Source organism: Luteitalea sp. (assembly GCA_009377605.1).
GTDB lineage: Bacteria > Acidobacteriota > Vicinamibacteria > Vicinamibacterales > Vicinamibacteraceae > WHTT01.
The window spans coordinates 13,246-33,601 of the sequence record WHTT01000070.1 but is presented as its reverse complement, the minus strand read 5'-3'; the positions used below and the strand labels follow the sequence as shown (position 1 = coordinate 33,601).

The 20,356-nt window shown below is 63.8% G+C and carries 15 protein-coding genes; 3 read left to right on the top strand and 12 right to left on the bottom strand.

Translation table 11 applies throughout. The features are described from left to right. Positions 1-33: 33 nt before the first annotated feature. A complete protein-coding gene (locus tag GEV06_20650) occupies positions 34-231 on the top strand; it encodes a hypothetical protein (GenBank protein MPZ20302.1) in 198 nt (65 codons plus the stop codon). 31 nt (positions 232-262) lie between these two features. Here the strand turns inward: GEV06_20650 and GEV06_20645 are convergent, their stop codons facing one another. From GEV06_20645 to GEV06_20625, 5 genes are all read right to left on the bottom strand, one after another. Continuing rightward, on the bottom strand, positions 263-1,372 hold the full coding sequence (locus GEV06_20645; protein ID MPZ20301.1) for a TonB family protein: 1,110 nt from the start codon (positions 1,370-1,372) through the stop codon (positions 263-265). Continuing rightward, on the bottom strand, positions 1,369-1,761 hold the full coding sequence (locus tag GEV06_20640) for a BlaI/MecI/CopY family transcriptional regulator (GenBank protein MPZ20300.1): 393 nt from the start codon (positions 1,759-1,761) through the stop codon (positions 1,369-1,371). The genes GEV06_20645 and GEV06_20640 overlap by 4 nt, the downstream gene beginning before the upstream one ends. Positions 1,762-1,916: 155 nt before the next feature. Continuing rightward, on the bottom strand, positions 1,917-3,281 hold the full coding sequence (locus GEV06_20635; GenBank protein ID MPZ20299.1) for a PQQ-binding-like beta-propeller repeat protein: 1,365 nt from the start codon (positions 3,279-3,281) through the stop codon (positions 1,917-1,919). 150 nt (positions 3,282-3,431) lie between these two features. Continuing rightward, positions 3,432-3,698 (bottom strand): DUF2277 family protein, encoded by a 267-nt coding sequence (locus GEV06_20630; protein ID MPZ20298.1) that lies wholly within the window; start codon positions 3,696-3,698, stop codon positions 3,432-3,434. Between the two features lie 57 nt (positions 3,699-3,755). Next, entirely contained in the window at positions 3,756-5,810 is a 2,055-nt protein-coding gene (locus tag GEV06_20625; protein MPZ20297.1) for a glycoside hydrolase family 97 protein, read from the bottom strand. A 63-nt stretch (positions 5,811-5,873) separates the two neighbouring features. On the opposite strand from GEV06_20625, the gene GEV06_20620 reads away from it, so the two are divergent. Continuing rightward, positions 5,874-7,049 (top strand): hypothetical protein, encoded by a 1,176-nt coding sequence (locus tag GEV06_20620; protein MPZ20296.1) that lies wholly within the window; start codon positions 5,874-5,876, stop codon positions 7,047-7,049. A 155-nt stretch (positions 7,050-7,204) separates the two neighbouring features. Next, entirely contained in the window at positions 7,205-8,038 is an 834-nt protein-coding gene (locus GEV06_20615) for a PIG-L family deacetylase (protein ID MPZ20295.1), read from the top strand. A gap of 8 nt (positions 8,039-8,046) precedes the next feature. Here GEV06_20615 and GEV06_20610 read toward each other — a convergent pair whose 3' ends face one another. From GEV06_20610 to GEV06_20580, 7 genes are all read right to left on the bottom strand, one after another. Continuing rightward, positions 8,047-8,913, bottom strand: a complete 867-nt coding sequence (locus GEV06_20610; GenBank protein ID MPZ20294.1) for a flagellar biosynthesis protein FlgM — start codon at positions 8,911-8,913, stop codon at positions 8,047-8,049. A gap of 77 nt (positions 8,914-8,990) precedes the next feature. Continuing rightward, complete coding sequence (locus GEV06_20605; protein MPZ20293.1) at positions 8,991-9,680, bottom strand: hypothetical protein; 690 nt, start codon at positions 9,678-9,680, stop codon at positions 8,991-8,993. Between the two features lie 122 nt (positions 9,681-9,802). Further along, positions 9,803-11,587, bottom strand: a complete 1,785-nt coding sequence (locus tag GEV06_20600; protein MPZ20292.1) for a CRTAC1 family protein — start codon at positions 11,585-11,587, stop codon at positions 9,803-9,805. 103 nt (positions 11,588-11,690) lie between these two features. Beyond that, positions 11,691-13,268, bottom strand: coding sequence for a CRTAC1 family protein (locus tag GEV06_20595; GenBank protein MPZ20291.1), 1,578 nt, complete (start codon positions 13,266-13,268; stop codon positions 11,691-11,693). Between the two features lie 370 nt (positions 13,269-13,638). Beyond that, positions 13,639-15,402 (bottom strand): CRTAC1 family protein, encoded by a 1,764-nt coding sequence (locus GEV06_20590; protein ID MPZ20290.1) that lies wholly within the window; start codon positions 15,400-15,402, stop codon positions 13,639-13,641. Between the two features lie 68 nt (positions 15,403-15,470). Next, positions 15,471-18,680: a tetratricopeptide repeat protein gene (locus GEV06_20585; protein ID MPZ20289.1), complete on the bottom strand. Its 3,210-nt coding sequence runs from the start codon at positions 18,678-18,680 to the stop codon at positions 15,471-15,473. Continuing rightward, positions 18,677-20,251: a tetratricopeptide repeat protein gene (locus tag GEV06_20580; protein MPZ20288.1), complete on the bottom strand. Its 1,575-nt coding sequence runs from the start codon at positions 20,249-20,251 to the stop codon at positions 18,677-18,679. Before GEV06_20580 ends, GEV06_20585 begins: the two co-directional genes overlap by 4 nt. Between the last annotated feature and the right edge of the window lie 105 nt (positions 20,252-20,356).

The window sequence follows — 20,356 nt, the reverse complement described above, 5'->3', positions numbered from 1 at the left end:
GACCTCTGTCGCCCGCCGCCGCGGAGCTCGTCCGTGAGCGTACCCAAGGAGGCCTGGGACACGTTACGCTCGGTAGCCACAATCATTGACGAAGTCACAGACCTGTCTGACGAGATCAAGGCGCTACGCACCGAGAACCGCGATTTGCGGGATCGAGTGATCCGTCTAGAGACCATCATCGAGGAGGCGCGACGTCATGCTGCAGTCGAGCGCCTTCCGCCCAAGCGTTGATGGGTAGGTGAACTTGATCTGCGCCGGCGAATCACGGCTCCACGCTGAAAGTTACCGCGATCTCGATCTCAGGCTCGACCGGAACGCCATTCAGAAGCGTCGGCGTGTACTGCCATTGATTGACAGCTTCGACCGCGGCGTTTGCCAGCTCCGGATGCGGCGAAGTCAGCACTTCTATAGCGGTGACAGCGCCGCTTGTGTCGATGCGTGCCTTCAACTCGACGCGCCCCTCTATTCCAGACTCCGCGAGGCTTGCGGGGTAGACGGGATCGGCGTTCTTGGTCCTCTTTGGCTGCGTGATCACGCCACCAGCCAAAGCGGAGCCCGAGTCGAGCCTTTCGACGCCACGATTGAGCACCGCATCGTCGCAGGCATGCTCGCTCTCGAGACGCAGTCGCGTGCAGACCATCCACACGAGAGGGTTGAACCAGTACACTGACCGTAGGAGCTCCGCGGTCATCTGCACGAGCCAGTCTCGGCGCCGGATGTGCGCGAGCTCATGAGCCAGGACAACACGGATACGATCGTCCGGCCAATCGCCCGCCGCTGCGGGCAGGATCACTTTTGGTTGGAAGAGTCCCCACGTCACGAGCAGCGACTGGTGATTGCTCTGTAGCAACAGGACGGGGCGGCGCAATCCATACTCACTAACGATGTCTTCCACCAGCTCGACCCACCTGCCGCGCAGAACTCGACGAGACCGTGATGCGAGCCAGGCGAGGCGCGTCAGACCGACGAGCAGCACACCCAGGCTGATCGCCAGACCGGCCATCCATATCTGGCCGAGCAAGCGGCCCGCCGTGGCCATTCGAGCCAGCTCCCACCCTTGTGGCTGAACGGCATTCGACTCTGCCGCTCGCACGGCCACCGAGACGTTCGGCGAGTCCGCGTTCAAAGCCACACGGTCGTCTCTTGCGATCGCGACCTGTGAAGGTGCTGACCACGTATTGGAGCGCAGATGCCACGAAGGCACGACGAGCTGGAGCAACGGCACGACTACCGCACACACGATTGCCACCGACAGCACCCAGTGGCGGACGGCAGCTGACTGCTTCCGGAGGAGTGCCGCGACGAGCAAGGCCGATCCCACGATGAGGGAGACCTTGATCGTGCTCGCCGCGAGGAAGCTTATGGAGATCATCGAGCTCCATCCTTTCGAGCCTTGGCGACGAGGTCGGCAATCCGATCCAGCTCTTGTTCCGACAGCCGCGCTCCCTCGCCGCCGAGCAGCGCGCCAACGACCTTTTCCGTCGACCCATCGAAGAAGGTGTCGACGAGGTGCTTCAACGCGGATCGCCGCGCCGCCCGGCGTGGCACGGCCGGAGAGTAGACATATCGGAGGCCGTGCTCCTCGTGCCGGACGTGGCCCTTTTCCTCCAGCACCCGTAGCTGCGTGCGTACGGTGGAGTAACTTGAATCGCCAGGCAGCTCATCCATGACCTCGGCGGCGGTCGCGCGGCCGCGGCGATAGAGGATGTCCATGATTTGCCGCTCGCGTCGGGCGAGCCCCGTGTGGAATGGCTTCGTCATGTGTTATGCCTATAACTGATATGCGATAAAAATAACACATCCGGATGTGGACGTCAACATGCCCATACCCGGCCAGCACGAAGAAGTCTGGGGCGTGCCGTCTTCGTGCAGGCGGCGAGCCCGAAAGCCGTGGTGTGATTGGTCGTCGAGCCTGGCTACAGGACGCCTCGGCGAGGCGTCCCTACCTTTGGCCCATCAGAAGCGGGTTTGCCGCCGATGGCGACGAGCTCCTGCTCGGTGCGGAAGTACCAGTGGCGATCGACCAGCGCCGGAGAGGCGAGCACGCGGGCACCCAGCCGGTTGACGCGAATCAGCTCGAACTCCGGTCCTGCCCTCAAGACGAACGTCTCACCATCATCGTTCGTAAAGAAGACCTTGTCGTCGACACCGACCGGCGAGGCGGAAAAGCCCTCGCGCTTGGCCGTGCCCAATCGCCCCTGCCAGATGACCTTTCCCGTGGTGGGTTCAAGAGACGTCGCAATGCTCGCCATGTCGTTGACGATGTAGAGACGCTCGCCGTAGAGCAGCGGTGAAGGGACGAAGGGAGAGCCCTTTGGGCTTTCCCACGCGATGTGCGTGTCGGTGATGTCGCCCGTGCCGCCCGGTCTGATCGCTAGCGTTGGCCCGGCCCGTCCAGACGAGCAGAAGATGAGGCCGTGGCCCACCACCGGCGTTGGGATCACCTCGCGCGTGTTGCCGGAGGCGCGCCAGAGCTCTCGCCCGGAAGCGGGGTCGTACGCGATCACGCGCTGCTGGCCGCTGACGATGATCTCGTCACGGTCGCCTGCACGAATCGCGACCGGCGTGCCCCAGCCAACCGTGGCCTCACGTTCCGTTCGCCAGAGCTCGTCGCCGGTCGCCGTTGCAAAGGCCGCGACGAACGCGCCGCCCTCCGATCCCCCGCTGTGATCTTGATAGAGGATCAAGCGATCCTGGTAGAGAAGCGGCGACCCTGCCGTGCCGTGATAGTTGTCGAACGTGCCGAGCGAACGGTGCCAAATCAGCCGTCCGTCGAGATCGAACGCGACGAGTCCCCGGTTACCGAACGAGGCGTAAATGCGCCGGCCGTCGGTCACCGGTGTTGCGGAGGCGTGACTGTTCTTCCGATGCGTGTGCTCGGCAGTTCGGTCTGGGACGATTCCTTCCCAGCGTCGCTTGCCTGTCGACCGCTCGAACGCCAGCATCGACGCCCGGCCGTCCGGGTATGCGGTGGTCAAGAAGATTTGATCGTCCCAGACGATTGGAGACGAGTGGCCGCGTCCGGGGACCGCTGTCCTCCATGCGACGTTCTCCGTTTGCGACCATACATCCGGATAGCCTGTTTCAGCCACCAGGCCTTGCCCGGACGGGCCGCGCCAGCGTGGCCAGAATTTCTGCGCTTCACCTTCCGGTTCGAGCATCGCCACGGCGGCAGGCGGCGGTGGCGCCGTCGTCGCGGTGCGCTCCGCTGCCAGCCAGCACAGGGCCAAGCCTGCGAGCGCTGCGGCCGAGAATCGTGAGTGTCTGGACTGTGTACCCATATGCAACTTGGCCCGCAGAATACCACCAACGCCACACAAAGTGGCCGAGCTCGAGACGCGCGGCGCGCGTTGGAAACCATACCGCACGGTCGCGAGCTGGTATTTGTGGCGCGCCGCTGGACAGCCGAAGGAATAGGATGGCTGTACGAGTCAGGCGAAGCGTAGCCGTCCGCGCTCTTTGGCCTTCCTCGCTTCCTCCTCGCGATTGCGCGGCGGAGCGCTTGTCGTCAGCGACTGGATCAACCGTTCCGCGGCGGCGGTGACCTCGTCAACCGCGCGGTTGAACGCCGCCTCGTTTGCGCGCGACGGCCGTGTCGTGCCGCTCAGTTTCCGTACGAACTGGAGCGCCGACGCGCTGATCTCATCAACCGTTGCCGGAGGCGCGAAGTTAGCCAGCGTTTTGATGTTTCGACACATACATCGACTCCGTACGCACCGTAAGCCCGACCCTCAGGTCGGGCGCTGAAGAGGACCCTATCTGGGGGCCAAGCGAATGACCTGGCCGCCGGCTGGCGCCAGCTCGGCCCGGAGCCTGTCCGCGGCAGAGACCTGGAGCCGCCGGCGCGTCAGTTTCGATGGCTCGTCTGGAGCATCGAGATCGTCGGCGTACACCTCGGCGACGAATTGCCCGGGGCCGAGGAAGTCCAACGGGATGGTCAGCTTCCGCCCGGCGCCGTCGGTCATGCTTCCTACATACCACAGCTCGCCGCTCCGCCGCGCAATCGTGATGTACTGGCCGACGGCCCCGCTCACGACCCGCGTGTCATCCCATGTTGCCGGGATCTCGGCCAGCAGCGCGAGTCCCTGCTGGTGGCGATAGGCCGCCGGGTAATCCGCGACCATCGGCAGGTGGTTCTCGAGCACGACGTAGCTTGCCAGGGCCCGCGCGCGGGTGCCCTGCACCACAGGCGCGATCCGTCGTGGCGTGTAGGCACGCGGCCATACGTGGCGAAACGAGCCTTGGTGAAAGTCGAGCGGGCCTGCCAGCATTCGAACGAACGGCACCGTCAGCTCATGCTTCGGGGAGATACCCTCCGCGTCCCATTTGTTGTACTCGAGATTCATGACCGCCTCGCTCGTGAGCAGGTTCGGGTATGTGCGGCGCAGCCCGGTTGGTTTCGCCGCACCGTGTAACGTCACGGTGAGCCGGTGCTTGGCCGCCAGTTGAATCGCCTCGTGCAGGAACCTGACCATCTCCTGGTCGTCGCGGTTCATGAAGTCCAGCATGACACCCTCGATGCCCCAGCGCTCGTACACGGGAAACGCGGTCTTCATGTGCGCTCTTGCCGCTTCCCAGTGCATCCACAGGCGCAAACGCACGCCGCGTTGGCGCGCGTATTCGATCACCTCTGGGAGGTCGATCTCCGGCACACTTGTCGTGATGTCCGCCCCTTGATACGGGTTGATCGGGCCGTCGTACCAGGCCCGTTCGAGACCGTCCAACGAGTGATACTCGATGCCAGTCTCCGCGCAGAAATCGATGTAGTGCTTCATCGTCTGCGTGTTCAGGCCGCCGCGGAAGCCGGCGTCTCCCAGCTCGTACCCGTTCCACCAGGGAAAGGTCGTCTTACCCGGTTTGATCCACGAGGTGTCTTCGATGACGCTCGGGTCGTTCAGGTTCAAAACCAGGTTCGATTCAATCAAGCGTCCTGGGTCGTCCGCCATCATCAACACACGCCAGGGCGAGACGTGTGGGGCTTTCGCCTTCACCTTGACCCGAGGTTCGTCCGGCCGCGGGGAGAGACGGCTAGTCAGGGCGCCCGGGCGACCGTCGATGGCCGTGACGTACATTGCCGCATAGTCGGTCAGGTTTGCTTCCGTCAGTGCAGTCCAAATTCCGTTCGGATGTTCTAGGAGCAGTGGGAGACCGAGCAGCGCATCTGGCGAGACATCTTTCAGCGGGATGCGTTGATAGCGGACCTCATACGGCGTTGTGAACGTGTCGAGTGGCAAAATGTGGGCTTCGGGCTCGCCGTCGAAGGCAAAGGTGGAGCGCTCCTCGCCGATAGTGAGCGTTGTCATCCCAGGTTGCTCGGGAAACCTGTATCGGAAGGCCACACCATCGTCGTACGCACGAAAGTGGACATCCAGACGCCGATGCGGCGCTGTCCGCTCTTCCAGAGAGATGACCGCCTCGCGGTAGTGATCGCGGGCCATGCTCGACTTGCCCGGATAGACTGGATAACGCATGTCGCCCTGACGGCGCGCAACCTCGACGATCGCGAGATTGCTTCCGAGCGGCTCGCTGTCGACCAGGTCGACGCCCAGCGTGGCACGCCGAATCACCATCGTCCCGCGCCAGGACACGTCGTAGCAGGCCACTCCCGGCTTGCCGGCCACCTCGCACAATCCGACGACGACACGGCTGTTTCCGTTCGGGGAGTCGAGGACGACCGACGCCGTCGAGCTCACGTCAGCCACAGCGTCGACCTGCCTCGATCCCGCTTCAGGCCCCGACCATTGCGCGGCGAGAATCAAGAGCGACAGAACGGCCGCTCTTGTTACGCCTTGCCATACGCGGGCTACCACGATCAGCTCCTTTCACCGCAGCCATGCCGATGCCGGGGGCTGAACTGACTGCGGACGCATGCTATGTTACCCGGACCTGGACTCGCCCCCAACCACGGGCGGTCCCTCGAGAGGCAGGCAATGAAGCCCCATTTCTACGTACTCGTTGTGAGTCTCGTTGTCTCCGCGACACTGGCCATGTCGATGACCGCTGCGGCCCAGGGCCGGTACGCGATCCGACAGTCGAACGACATCGTCGAGTTGCACGACAGCCAGGCGAAGATCAGGGTCTCGGTGCTGAAGACGATGAACAACGCCTATGAGATGGTGGTCAACGGGCAGGACGTAATCCGCAAGACGTTTGCCACGCTGGACGACTTTCGCGCACGTCCTGGCTTGAGCGGGATTCCCTTGCTCTGGCCATATGCGAACCGGCTCGACGAGCAGGCCTTCTACGCCAACGGGCAGAAGTACAGCTTCGACACAGGCCTTGGGAACACGGGCAGCGATGCCATTCCAATTCACGGTTTCGTGCGGAACGCTGTGGAGTGGAGGTTGGTGGAAGCGAAGGCCAATGCAACCGGAGCGACGGTTACGGGCAGGCTCGACTTCTATCGGAACCCCAGATACATGAAACAGTTTCCCTTTGCCCACACGGTGACCATCACATACCGGTTGTTTGATGGCATGTTGGAGGTCAGAGCTCGCCTCGACAATATGAGCAACGAACCGATGCCGGTCGCGCTCGGCTTTCACCCGTACTTCCAGTTGACGGATTCGGATCGTGACGAGTGGAGGCTTTCGATCGGGGCGAAGACCCACTGGCGCCTCGACGACCGAACCATTCCGACCGGCGAGACGCAGCCGATCACCGATATCTTGCCGGATCCCAAGAACGTGGCGGTGAGCGACGTGCGCCTGGATGACATCTTCAGCGATCTCGAGCGTGATGCGGAGGGCCGAAGCCTAGTGAGCCTCATCGGAAAACGACAACGCCTCGACGTGTTGCTCGGTCGAAAATACAAGACCGTGTTGATCCTGGTGCAACCGCCGCGCGACCAGCCTGGTCGAGGGGCTGGTGGTGCTGCCGCGCCTATACTGGCCGCGCAGCAGCGCCGTGGAACCGTGGCGATCGAGCCGATGGCCGGGATCACGAACTCGATGAACCTCGCTCATCGAGGCCTCTACCACGAGCTCCAAAGCGTGCCTCCAGGCGGAGCTTGGGAAGAGAGCTTCTGGCTGCGGCCCAGCGGGTTCTAGCCCTTCGACTCCGCTCAGGGCACGCACGGCGCGTTCGGCGAACGCGCCCGACCATCGTGGTAGGGCCGCCTCGCCGAGGCGGCCGTAATCTCGCCGAGGCGGCCGTTTCTGGTTTCCACGGCTAGACAACGTTTGACAGACAGACCGAGACGATCATGAAGAAACTCACTCTGCTCAGCATCTTTCTGCTATCGCCTTTCGCAACGGTCAACGCCCAGCCCAAGGTTCCGGTGGAACAGTGGACCGGCAAGACGATCCTGCTCATCGGTGCTCACCCGGATGATGACTCGCAATCACACGGCACGCTCTCGCTTCTAAAAGCCAACGGCAACGACGTCCACGTCATGCTCCTGACGCTTGGAAACGTGGGAACGAAGGATCCCGCGCTCTCGCGTATTGCGCTGGCGAAGATCCGCCGCCAGGAAGAGACGAACGCGCTCGCCGAGGTTGGCATTCCTCAGGAGAACTACATCAACCTCGGATACGACGACGGCCGGCTCGAGTACGCGGATCAGGAAGAGGTCATCGAGCGCATTGTCTTCCACATTCGACGCCTTCGCCCGAACGCCGTGATGGCGTTCGACCCCGGCAAGGAGGGGCAGCGCTGGCACAAGTCGGACCACCGCGCCGCTGCCTACCTGGCAGCCGACGCCGCACGTGCGGCCGAGTGGCCCCTGCTCTATACCGGCCACCTCGTCAACCATGGGCTGCAGCCCCATCAGATCGAGGAGTATCTCTTCTACGACAGTGGCGACCCGGATACGTGGGTCGACATCAGCGGGCACGTGGACAAGAAGATCAACGCCGCCACACGCTACACGAGCCAATGGGGACCCGAGGGCCAGAACAAGTATGTTGGCCCGAAGCTGTCAGCGGAGCAGGAGGCACTCGTGAGAGAGCGTCTGCAGCAACGCATGACGCAGCGCGACGGCACGCCGGTCGAAGCGTTTCGGTATCACGAGGGGATTCCAGACATGATAGGCCGCTAAGGAGACGCTCAGGAGCCCGCTTGGAAAGTGTCGCAGTCGGCCACGCGTCCGCTGCTCAGGCCACGGCGCAACCAGGTGGCGCGTTGCTCCGACGATCCGTGCGTCCACGTTTCTGGCGTCACCTCGCCCTGCGACTGGCGCTGCAGGCGGTCGTCGCCGATGGCTGCGGCCGCCGCGAGGCCTTCTTCCACGTCGCCTTCCTCGAGCTGCATGCCGCTCGTTGCCTGCGCCACATGGTGCCCCCACACCCCGGCGAAGCAGTCGGCTTGCAGCTCCTGGCGCACGGACAGTTGATTGGCGTCCACCTCGCTGCTCTGTCTGCGCAGCGTGTCGACGCGCTCAGCGATGCCGAGCAGATTCTGAACGTGATGGCCGACTTCGTGTGCCACCACGTAGGCCTGCGCGAAGTCACCAGGTGCGCCGAATCGCTGCGCGAGGTCACGATAGAAGCTCAGATCGATATAGACCTGTTGATCCGGCGGACAGTAGAAGGGGCCGACAGCCGAGGAGGTCATGCCGCATGCGGAGGACACGGCATCCGAGAACAGCACGAGCCGTGGCTCTGCGTAGCGCTGGCCCATCTCTTGGAAGCGCGCACCCCAGACATCTTCCGTGCTGCCAAGCACCGCCCCAATGAACCGTGACGCCTCGTCGTCCGGCGGGGGAGAGCCGCCGGACGGACCGGTATCGACCTGTGTCGAGGTGGGCGTGCCCTCCCGCAGCAAGGCGAGCGGATCCCCGCCGACGAGATAGCCGACCGCCATGAGCAGCACAAGACCGCCGAGGCCTACGCCGCCGGCGCGTCCACCCATGGCAACGCGCCGGCCGCGGCGGTCCTCGACGTTCTCACTCCGGCGTTGTCGCTGCCATCGCATGGGCGCGCTCCTGGTGTCGTGCCGACGGGAGACATTCTACCCGGTCATGGGCCTCCCGGCTCATTTTTGCGCCCGCCTCACGGGGCGCTTCCAGCCGCCTCCTCCCGGTGAGGCCGGCGAATCCATGAAAGGCCGACGTAAATCTCATGAAAGTTGACGCCGGGGTTGATTGGCAGGCGGCTGGCGTTGGAGACGTGGTCGAAGCGATAGCCGATCATCAGGCCAACACGCTCGCTGACCGCAAACCAGGCTCCAATCCCCGCCTTGCTCGAGAAATTGAAGCGTGTTGTGCCTTCTGGGATTGGATGGTCGGTCCGTGTGACGCCGGAGAGTGCCTCGATATACGGTTGTGCATGTCGCGAGCCGACGAAGCGCCAACGAAGAAACAGCGGCGATGCCCCAAAGCCAAGCGCGGCTTGGTCTTGCACAGCGCGCAACAGCGGCACGATCTCGAAGCCCATTTGAAGCTGTCCGCGCAGCGGCCAGAACCCGTGTGGCGCCGTGAGCACGCGGCTCCACTGGAACGCGGACAGGGCGACGCGGGTCGCGGGCGCCGGACCTGCGACATCGTCGAAGACACCACGTAAGTCCGTGCGGCCCCCGCCGCCAAGGATGGACCACTCACTCGAGCCGTCCGGCAGGCCCTCCGACTCCCAACCCTCGTCCTCGACGCCCTGTGCCGGCGTCGGTACGCCACTTGGCGCTCCCAGCGGCGCATCCGGCTGGGCGGCCACCTTCTGAGCCAGCAATAGCAAGATGATTGTCATGACGAAGCGCACGGACCATCCCCCATGGTGACGTCAACATTGAAACCGTCTTTGAGTCTAGCTGGTTCTGGACGGCAGCGTTCCTGACACTCACTACGGCCATTGTTTCGCACGGGGGCCAATCAGCTACTGAACTTTTGTGTCTCGGCGATGCCCGCTCCCTCGCGGATCACGACGAGCTGGTCTGCGGCGACGTTGGGGATCTTCTCCGTCTCGCCGGTGGGCCACCGAATCGTCAGGTCTGCGGAGGTTTCGGCGCCAAACCCGAAGTGCAAGCGGCGATCGTTGGCGGAGTAGAAGCTCGATTGGGCCGTGACTTCCTGCGCTTGAGTGCGGCGTCCGTAGCGCGCGGTCACGCGCGCGCCGATCGCGCTGCGGTTCGACTTGACGCCCACGAGAAGCACTTTCAGCCAATGGCCATTGCCGGAGAGGTCGTTGCGCAGCAGCGACGGTGGCTCGTTCATGTTCATCACGAGGATGTCCACGTCGCCGTCGTTGTCGAAGTCGCCGAAGGCGCAGCCACGGCTGCTGTGCGCCGCTGCGATCCCGCTCCCCGCTTCCTCAATCAATTCCTCGAACCTGCCGTCGCCCAGGTTGCGGAACACCAAGCGAGGTGTGCGGAACGGGTAGTCCGGCAGCTTTCGCTCCACCTCCGGATAGACGCTGCCGGTCACCACGAACAGGTCAGGGAAGCCGTCGTTGTCCAGGTCGATCATCCCCGTGCCCCAGGCCACGTACCGCGTTTCCACGCCGATGCCGGCGCGGATGGTGACATCGTTGAAGTAGCCCTTCCCGTCGTTGGCGTACAGGACGTTCGTATCATCGGAGAAGTGCGTCTTGAAGATATCCAGGTTGCCGTCGAGGTCGTAGTCGCCGATACCGACGCCCATGCCGGCCTGTTCCATGCCATCTTCGCTGAGCGCCACACCGCGCTCCAGACCCTCCTCGCGAAACGTGCCATCGTGTTGGTTGCGGAAGAGCCAGCTCGGTGTCGAGTCGCACGCGACGTAGATGTCGGGCCAGCCGTCGTTGTCGTAGTCCGCCGCCACAGCGGTCATGGGATAGGATCCCGCCGCCGCCGCAACGCCAGATTGCTTGCTCACGTCGCTGAACGTGCCGTCGCCATTGTTGTGGAACAACTGCACGAATCCCGTGGGGAGCCCGCGAGGACCGCAGTTCACGGGCACGCCCTTCCAGCGGCAGTCGGTGTTCTCGCCCGGTTTTGGCAGCTCTTCGAGTGTGGTGTCGAGATAGCTGGCGACGAAGAGATCCAGGTGGCCGTCACGATCGTAGTCCACCCACGTGCACCCGGACCCGTAGCGCACGGCGTCCTGGCGCAGGCCGGCCTTCTCGGTCACATCCGTAAACGTGCCATCGCCGTTGTTGTGGTAGAGCACGTTGTGGCCGTAATACGTGACGAAGAGGTCGTCGAAGCCGTCATTGTCGTAATCGCCTACCGTGACCGCCGACGCCCAACCCGTGCGTGTCAGCCCCGCGTTCTCGGTGACGTCCGTGAACGTGCCGTCGCGATTGTTCTTGTACAGGCGATTGGTCGTGCCCGGCGGCGCGTCTTCTAGACGAGTGCCATTCAGTACGAACAGGTCGAGCCAGCCATCGTTGTCGTAGTCGAGAAATGCGACTCCGCAACCGACCACCTCGAGGATGTAGCTCTTCGTGTCGATGCCGCCATACACGATGGGCTGGGTGAGACCTGCCTGCTTGGCAATGTCGGTGAAGCGCGCCAGGACGGGACGGCCGGAAGGCTTGCCGCGCGGCTGCGGCTTGACGCCGCGCGTGGAGACGCCCTGTCCCAGGATCCCGGCGGCCTCGACCGACCGTCCGGGATGGCTGAGCGCGGCGCTGGCGGGCCAGGCCAGGAGTGCGAACATGGTGCGACGAGAGATCATGAGCGTTGTGAGTTGTGAGTTGTGAGTCGTGAGTTTTGAGTTACCGGCCGCCTCGGTGAGGACGGCCCTACCATCGCCTGCGGGCGAGGCGGCCTACCGTTGTCTACGGTAGGGCGCGTTCGCCGAATGCGCCGTGCTCTCGGTCTTGCCCGGAGGCTGTCGAACCCGCCGGCTCGGTTGCGACCAAGGTTCGTCCGGCCTCGACATCGTCGAATGTCTGGACGATGCCAGACGGCCAGCGGATCTCGACGCGCTTGGCCGTGGCATCGTTGCCGAGGCCGACCAGGAGCCGCTTGTCGCTGGCCGAGAGGTACCCGACCGCCGTCTTGATGGTGAAGTGCTGAGTCAACCCAGATGCGGATACCACCGTCACCCGGCATCCGATCCCATCGCGGTTGGACTTCTTGCCAACCGTTCGGATCTCGAGCCAGTGCCGGCGATTCCCGCCGTCATTCCTGAGCACGAACGCCCTTTGGCCCACGTTGCCGACCACCACGTCGATGTCCCCGTCATTGTCCAGGTCGCCGAAGGCGGCGCCGCGACCAGCCCAGTCTTGTTGAAAGACCTTGCCGGGCTCCACCCTGACGAAGCGTCCGGACTCATTGCGGAGCAACAGCGGCGGCTGCAGGTATCTCAGATTGGGTGAAGTCTTCTCGATTGTATCCATCACGTGTGACTGCGCCACGAAGATATCCTTCCAGCCATCGTTGTCATAGTCGAAAAAGCGCGTGCTCCAGCCCGAGAAGAGCTGCGTGGCGCCGCCGACGCCGGTCGTGTGCGTGACATCCCGGAAGCTGCCGTCTCCATTGTGGCGGAACAGCCGGTAGCGCTCGTTCGACAGATCCGTGACGAAGATGTCTGGATGACCGTCGTTGTCGTAGTCGGCAGAGTCCACACCCATCCCGGCGAACGTTCGCCCCTCCTCATTGAAGCCCACTCCTGCCAGCAAGCCGATTTCCGTGAACGTGCCGTCGCCGTTGTTCTCGAAGAGAAACGACTGCACGGAGTCGTTGGCCACGTATATATCCACGAAGCCGTCATTGTTGTAGTCGGCGAACGAGACGCCGAGGCCCTTGCCGATGGCGTCCGCAATCCCGGCCTTCGAGGAGACGTCTGCAAAGGTGCCATCGCCGTTGTTGTGATACAGGATGTTGCTGACACCCTCGTAGTTGTCGGGATGACAGTAGGCGCGGTATCCCTGCTTCTTTTCGCCGCAGTAGCCGTTGTTCTGGAACGTCCAATCCACGTAGCGCGTCACAAAAAGATCGAGCGCCCCGTCGTTGTCGTAATCGAAGAATCCGGCGCTCGCGCTCCACCCGCTGGCGGCAACGCCGGCGCGCTTGGTGACATCGGTGAAGGTGCCATCGCCGTCGTTGCGGTAGAGGGTGTTGCCGTCGTAATTGGTGATGTAGAGATCTTGGAAGCCGTCGTTGTCGTAATCGCCCACGGCGACGCCCATACCGTAGTAGCCCTGCGGCATGCCGGTGAGACCGGCGCTCTGCGACTCATCGGTAAAGGTGCCATCCTCGTTTTGATGGTACAGCCGGTTCCAGAATTGCCGGTCCGCTTTGTCGGGGCGCTTGCCGGGCGGCTGTGCGTCGTCGATCCTCGCGCCGTTCGTGAAGAAGACGTCCAGACGGCCATCATTGTCGTAATCCAGCAGCGCCACACCGCCGCCCATGGTCTCGATGAGGTACTTGTTCGACGTGGCCGAGCTCTCGTGGGTGAAGTCGATGCCGAGCTTCTGCGTGACGTCGGTGAACTGAATATCCGGCAAAGGTAGGGCGCGCTCGCCGAGCGCGCCGTGCAGCGAACCGCCCGGCGGCGCGTCTCCACCCAAGGTGCCCTCGGCGAGAATCAAGATCAACCCACACGCCAACGCCCACGCCCGCATCTAGCTGTCTCCAATGGTCCGCACGAAGGTAGGGCGCATTCGCCGACCTGTCCGCCGTAGCGCGGAGCGCGAAGGCGCGAACGCGCCGTGGTCGCGGTTTCTCCAACGGCCGCCTCGGCGAGGCGGGCCCTACCCGGGGCGCCCTACCCGGGGCGCCCTACCCAATGATCCCCTTGGTCTCCCGGATGGTGAGCCTCCGATTCCCGGGCAGATCCTTGAGCGTTTCCTTCTCACCGGACGGCCAGCTGATCTCCACCAGATCCGCTTTGCTCGCACGGCCCAGCCCGAAGTGGAGACGAAGGTCATTCTGTGAATAGTAGCTCGAACCGCTCATGACTTCGGCGATCTGGCTCCGCTCGCCGCTGGTGACCTTCACGCGCGCGCCGATGGCCGAGCGATTCGAGCGGGTACCGACGCATTTGATCGAGATCCAATGGTTCTCGTTCCCGCCGTCGTTGCGCAGCAGCGTCGGCGGTCCATCCAGGTTGTTCACGATCACGTCCAGGTCGCCGTCGTTGCCGAAATCGCCGAACGCACAACCGCGACCGAGGTTGGCTGCGCGGATTGCCGCGCCAGCGCTCGCGGACACGTCACGGAAGCGGCCGTCGCCCAGATTGCGGTAGAGCACCTTCGGCTGCCGGTACGTGATGTGCAGCTTGCGATCGGCGAGCTGCGCGTACACGTGGCCATTGGCGACGAAGATGTCCTTCCAACCGTCGTTGTCGAAGTCGAAGAAGTCCACGCCGAAGCCAAGGTACTGTTGATTGACGCCGAGGCCGGCCCGGATGCTGGCATCCTCGAACGCGTCCCCGTAGTTTCGATACAGCGTGGTTACCTGCTCGGAGAAGTTCGTCCGCACGATATCCAGCCAGCCGTCACCGTCGTAGTCGGCCACGCCCACGCCCATGCCAGACAGCGCGACGCCGTGCTCATCGAGCGCGCAGCCGGCAGGCACCGCAATCTCGCGGAACGTGCTGTCATGATTGTTGCGATACAGCAGGCTGGGCGCGCTGTCGCAGGCCACGTAGATGTCTGGCCATCCGTCGTTGTCGAAGTCCGCCGCTGCGGCTCCCATTCCGTAAGAGCCGGTCGGCCGCCAGTTGCTCGGAACGAACACCATGGAGGAGGGCCCGCGTGGATGCGCGATGCCAGAGGCTTCCGAGACGTCGACGAACGTGCCATCCCCGCGGTTGCGATAGAGGATGTTCGTCCCGCCGGCAAATCCGAGCGGCCCGCAGGGAACCGGAATGTCATTGTAGTTACAGTAGGCCGACTCGCCCGGCCGGGGCGCCTTCGCCGGGTCGAAGTTCACGTAGTTGGCGACGAACAAGTCCAGATGACCGTCACGGTCGTAATCCAGGAAGCAGCAGCCTGCGCCCCAACGGTCTCCCGATCCCGCGACCCCGGCCTTTTCGGAGACGTCCGTAAACGTGCCGTCGCCGTTGTTGTGGTAGAGCACATTGTGCCCCCAGTACGAGACGAACAGATCGTCGAAGCCGTCGTTGTCGTAATCGCCGACGCAACACCCCTGGCCCCAGCCCGAGTGCGTGAAGCCGGCCCTTTCTGTGACGTCGGTGAAGGTGCCGTCGCGGTTATTGTGAAACAGGTAACTGGTAGGCTTGCTGTCCCGCACCTTCGGGTCGAGGCTGCTTCCGTTCACGAGAAAGATGTCGAGCCAGCCATCATGGTCGTAGTCGAAGAACGCCGCGCCACAGCCCATTTCCTCCAGCAGGAACTGCTTGTCGTCTGGGCTGCCGGAAACGTTCACCGCGTGCGACAGGCCAGCCGCGGCCGTGACGTCCGTGAACAGGACACCGCCCTCGTCTCGCCGACGTGTCCGGCGAAGCCCGAAGGGCGGAGGCGGAAGCGCGAAGCGCGAACGCGGACCGGCGAGACTATGGCGTACTCCCAGTCCGGGCATGAGCGCCGCGGCCGAGCCCAGGATCTGCAGGAAGCGCCGACGCGATGGGGCGCCGCTGAAACGGCGACTCAACGCTGGCCCCCCGGCGGCCGCGGCCGTGCCTCGGCATCGTCGGCGCTGCGCCGCATTTTTTCCAGCTTGGCCGTCTCTTGGCTGAGGCGCTTGAACGACTCCAGCGCCTTCTGGCTTTCGTCCATCTTGCCGAGGCGGCGATAGACACCCGCCAGAACGTAATAGTAAGAGGACGCTCGCGGATTGAGGGAAATGGCTCGGTTCAGCGACTCGACCGCCTCGTCTAGTCGCTTCTCCCGCTCGTCTGCCTTCGCCTTTTGAAACCATGCCGGATGAGACTTGGGGTCGATTTCCAGCGCCCGCCGGGCGTATTCGAGCGCCTTTGTCGGATTGCCGGTCCGGTTGTAGTGGGCGCTCAGGTTCACGTGGGCCGAGGTGAAGCTGCCACCTTGTCCCTCGCTCAGCGCGATGGCCTTTTCATAGGTTGTGACCGCGACTGCCTCGTCTCCCAACGCTTCCAACGCGAACCCGAGGCCATCCAGCGCCTCGACGTACGATGGATCCATTCGAACGGCCGCCTCGAATGCTTTTCGCGCAGGCTCCCAGTTATCCTGAATCGAGAACAGCTTGCCAAGGTTGTAGTGCAGCTCGGCGGAGTCTGGTGCGTAGCGGATGCCCTGCTCGAACTCGACACGCGCCTCTTCGAATCTCCCGATGATCATCAGATTGCGGCCGAGGATCTTGTGCGCCTCTGCGTTCTCGACATCGAGCTCGAGCGACTGCGCCAACGCCTTGATGGATGCACCGATCTTCTGCTGGGCGAAGAGGCTGTAGCCGAGCGCATACCACCCCCAGGAAGACTTCGGGCGTTCCTTCACGTACTCGGCCAGCAACGGCGCGACCTCCTCGTACTTCCCTTCGCGAATGTAGCCTTCGAGCTCCGACATCCGCTTGGGGTCGTCCGGGTAGGAACGCCTTGCCGAGGCGTCCGGACCGGTGGTGGCGTCGGCGACCGTGCTCGTCAAGCTTTCGAGGCGCTCCTTTGCAGACAGGTCGGCAGGATTGAGCTCTAGGGCTTTCCGGTACGCGGCGGAAGCCTCTTCGGTGTTGCCTTGCTTCTCCAACACGGCTCCGAGATAGCGCTGCGCTTCGGAAGACTTGGGTTGGAGTCGGATCGCTCGACGGAACGTAGCCGCCGCTTGCTCCAGATCGCCCTGTTCCAACGCAGCGCGGCCCTCGGCGATGTCCAAATTTGCAGTCTGGCTGCGATTGTCAGCGGCGACCAGCTTGCGGCCCTTCTCGAGCGCCGCCGTCGCTTCCTCCTTACGTCCCGCCCGCGCCAGGGCCAGGCCACGTTGATAGTGGGCTTCGCCATTCTCTGGCTCCAGCCGACTCGCTTCCTCGAGCGTCTCGAGTGCTTCGGTGACCTTGCCGTCCCGGAGCAGCGCTTTGCCCAGGGCCACATGGGCGCGAGCGAACTTCGGGTCGAGCGCGATGGCCTTCTGCAACTGCTCGATCTCTTTCGCAGGGCCACGCGTAGGACTGGCACCGTATGCCGTCGCAAGATTGAAACGCGCCTTGACCGAGTTGGGCGCCAGCGCCACCGCCTTCTCCAGCTCGCCGATGGCCTGTTCAGCGTCGGTCGGTGTGAGCGCTGCGCCCAGGTTGGTGCGCGCCTCCGCGTAATTCGGGCTGATCCGCACCGCCTCACGGAGCGCTGCGATGCCGGCATTGTCGTCGCCCGATTGGATCAGCACGAGCCCCAGGTTGTTGTGCGCTTCCGCGAAGTCCGGACGCAGTCGGATGGCTTCGCGGAACGCCGCCGCCACGTCGTTGCTGCCAGCTCCGGCTTGGCCGAGCAGAAGCCCCAGGACGTTGTGTGCCTCCGCCTGTTTCGGGTTGTCGACGAGCGCTTGGCGAAGGCCGGCGATGGCACGTTCCCAGTCGGGCGTGGGACGCGCTGGGGACGGGAGATTCAGGCCGGCGTGAAGCTGTCCCAGCGCCTTCTCGAGCTCACCTGCGCCCAGATATGTGATACCGAGGTCGACGTAGATGGCGGCGGTCGGCGGCAATAGGGCGATGGCGCGCTGCAGGCTCGCTCGCGCAGCCGCAAAATCACCCGTTTCGCGGAGTACCGTTCCGAGAAAGGCGTGGCTCGCGCCGGCGGCGGGATTGAGCTCGACGCTTTTCTGGAGCTCGCTCAGGGCCCTCTCTCTGGAGGCGCTGTACCACAGCGCCACGCCCAGATTGTAGTGCGCGTCGCCAAACTTGGGCCGGAGCGCAACCGCCTTTTCCAAGTGCGTGATTGCGTCATCCAGATCCCCCTGCTGGCCGAGAATGTAGCCCAGCAGGTTGCGCGCTTCCGCGTGCTCCTCGTCTAGGTCGAGCGCCTTGGTCAGCTGCTCGCGCGCCGCGCTCAGATCACCGCGCCCCGCCGCTGTCTCCGCCTCCTTGTACACATCGTCTGCAGCGCTCGTCACCGAGGGACGCGGCTCTCGCATGGCAGCGTTCTGCTGCTTCAAGGCAACGCCCAGCCCATAGTAGCCTTCGCGCAGCTCCGGCTCGATCTCGATCGCCTTCTCGAACGATGCGATGGCGCCTGCGAGATCACCACTCTGGCGCAGCGTCTGCGCGAGCTCGTAGTGACTGCCGGCGTTGTTCGCGTCGGCGTCGGCGACATGCCGCAGATGCTTCAGCGCGCCTTCGAGATCCCCCGTGTCGCGCAGGGCCATGCCCAAGTTCAGATGCGCAGCCAAGCTATTCGGCTCCAATGCGAGCGCTTTCTGAAAAATCTCTACGGCTTCATCAGCCTTGCCGCTCTTGGCCAGCGCTGTGCCCAGGTTGCTGTAGGCCCGCCCATGCTTCGGATCCAAGGCGATCGCTTTTCGGAGCTCCGCAATGCCACGGGGCAGATCCGCTTTCTCCAAGAGGGCAACCCCAAGCCAGTTGTGTGCCTCCGCAGAGTCTGGGTCCACTTTGACGGCCTGCTGGAACGTCTTCACGGCGCGCGCATAGTCATCGCGGTTCCAATACACGAGCCCGAGGGCGACGTAGAGCTTGGCGTCATTCGGATCGCGCTTGATCGCGGCTTCCAGCTCGCTTACGGACACAGCCTTCTTGCCCGCCTTTTCTGCGTCAGCGGGCGCTGCCTCTTGTGCCACGGCAGGCACCGCCAAGCCCAGCACGAGGAACATCACGACCGATGCGGCGAGTGGCCAGCAGCGGACAGAGGATGGTCGTGATGGTGCCGTTTCGTAATCCTTCATCGATCGGGGTCCAAGATGCGAAGCTGCAAGCGCGACGTGGCTTGGTCTTCCTTGCGGAGAGACTTCGCCAGCTCGAGCTGCTCGTTCGCCTCTTCCTTCCTACCCATCCGCGCCAGGAGCAGACCCAACTGGTAGTTGGCCTTCACGGACTTCGGATCGAGACCGACCGCTCGCCGCAGGTTGATCTCGGCCTCGCGGTACCGGCGGGCACCCATGAGGAGCTCCCCCAAGACCTCGCGGGATGGCCCGTGATCGGGATAGCGCTGGAGCAGTCTCTCGAAGGTCTCGATGGCCTCGCTATCGCGGCCTTGGTCTCTGTCGACGAGCGCAAGGTAATGGTAGGACGCGAGCTGTTTTGGCTGCAACCGAATGCTCTCGCGCAAGTGCTCGGCGGCCTCGTCTAGACGACCCCGGATATACAGGACCGATCCCAGCCCATACTGAACCTGCGGGTCGTCTGGCTGCTTCTCGACAAGGCGCTCGAGCAAGCCTTGGGCTGCCTCGAACTGCTTCTTGCCAACCTTCGCGGCGGCAAGCGTGTACTGATATGCCGCCTCGTCTGGCTTCAGGCGTGCCGCCTTGTCCAACGCCGGCTCGGCGTCCTCCAGCAGGTCCATCTTCAGACAGACGCGACCAAAGCCGAGCAGAATCTCAGGATTGTCTGGCTTGACCTTCCTGGCTCGAATCCAGTAGGAAAGCGAGCGTTCCAGCTCGCCCTGCCGCTCTGCGATGCTGGCTGCCTGCTGCAGCGCAGCCAGCGAATCGGGCCTCAGCTCGAGTGCCTTGTCGTAGGCCTCCAACGCTCGCGCAGGCTCCTTGTTGAGCAGGTACGCGCCAGCGAGATTGAACGCCAGCTCGTACGACGATGGGCCAGCCTCGCTGGCGCGCTCGAGGGTCGTGATGGATTCAGAGACGAGGCCCTCTTGTACGAGCAGTAGACCGAGCTTGATGGACAACTCTTGAGGAACGTTGGCAAGACGCGCCCAATCCTCCAATAGCTCCCTTGCGGCGGTCTGATTCCCCGTCTTCAAGTAGTTGGTGGCGAGGAGGAGCAGACCGTCGGGCGATTGTTTGAGGGCTGGCAGCACGGGCGCGGCCAGCTTCAACGAGCGCTCGTAGTCGCCGTTCTCCGTCGCCGAGACCGCCAGCGCAAGCCTCGCGGTCGCATTCGAGGGATCCAGCTCCAAAACCCGCTCGAACAGCCCGAGCGTCAGCTCTGGCTTGCCTTGAACGGTGTAGACCTGCGCAAGGCTGAGATGCGCACCCGCCAGGCGGGGCTCGAGCTCGATGGCTTTCTGGAGGAAGTCGGCGCTTTCGTCGAGTCGCTTCTGTTGAAACCGAATCGCACCGAGCACGGAGTAGGCGGCGGCGCTCGTCTCTGGATCGGCGAGCGCCAGCCGCGCCTGCTGCTCCGCCTCGTCTAGCCGACCCTCTTGGGCGAGCCATGCCGCCTTTTGCAGGGCCTCGCGCGAGTCCGCGCTTGCGATGGAGGCAACCACGAAGGACAGCACTAGGCCCACCACGCTGGTCCTCACCACGAAGGATCTCACCACGAAGAGCACCAAGATCACGTTAAACCACGAAGGACACGAAGATCACGAAGAAAACAACAGTCTTCTTCGTGCCCTTCGTGTCCTTCGTGATTGAGGTAGGGCGCGCTCGCCGGGCGCGCCGTC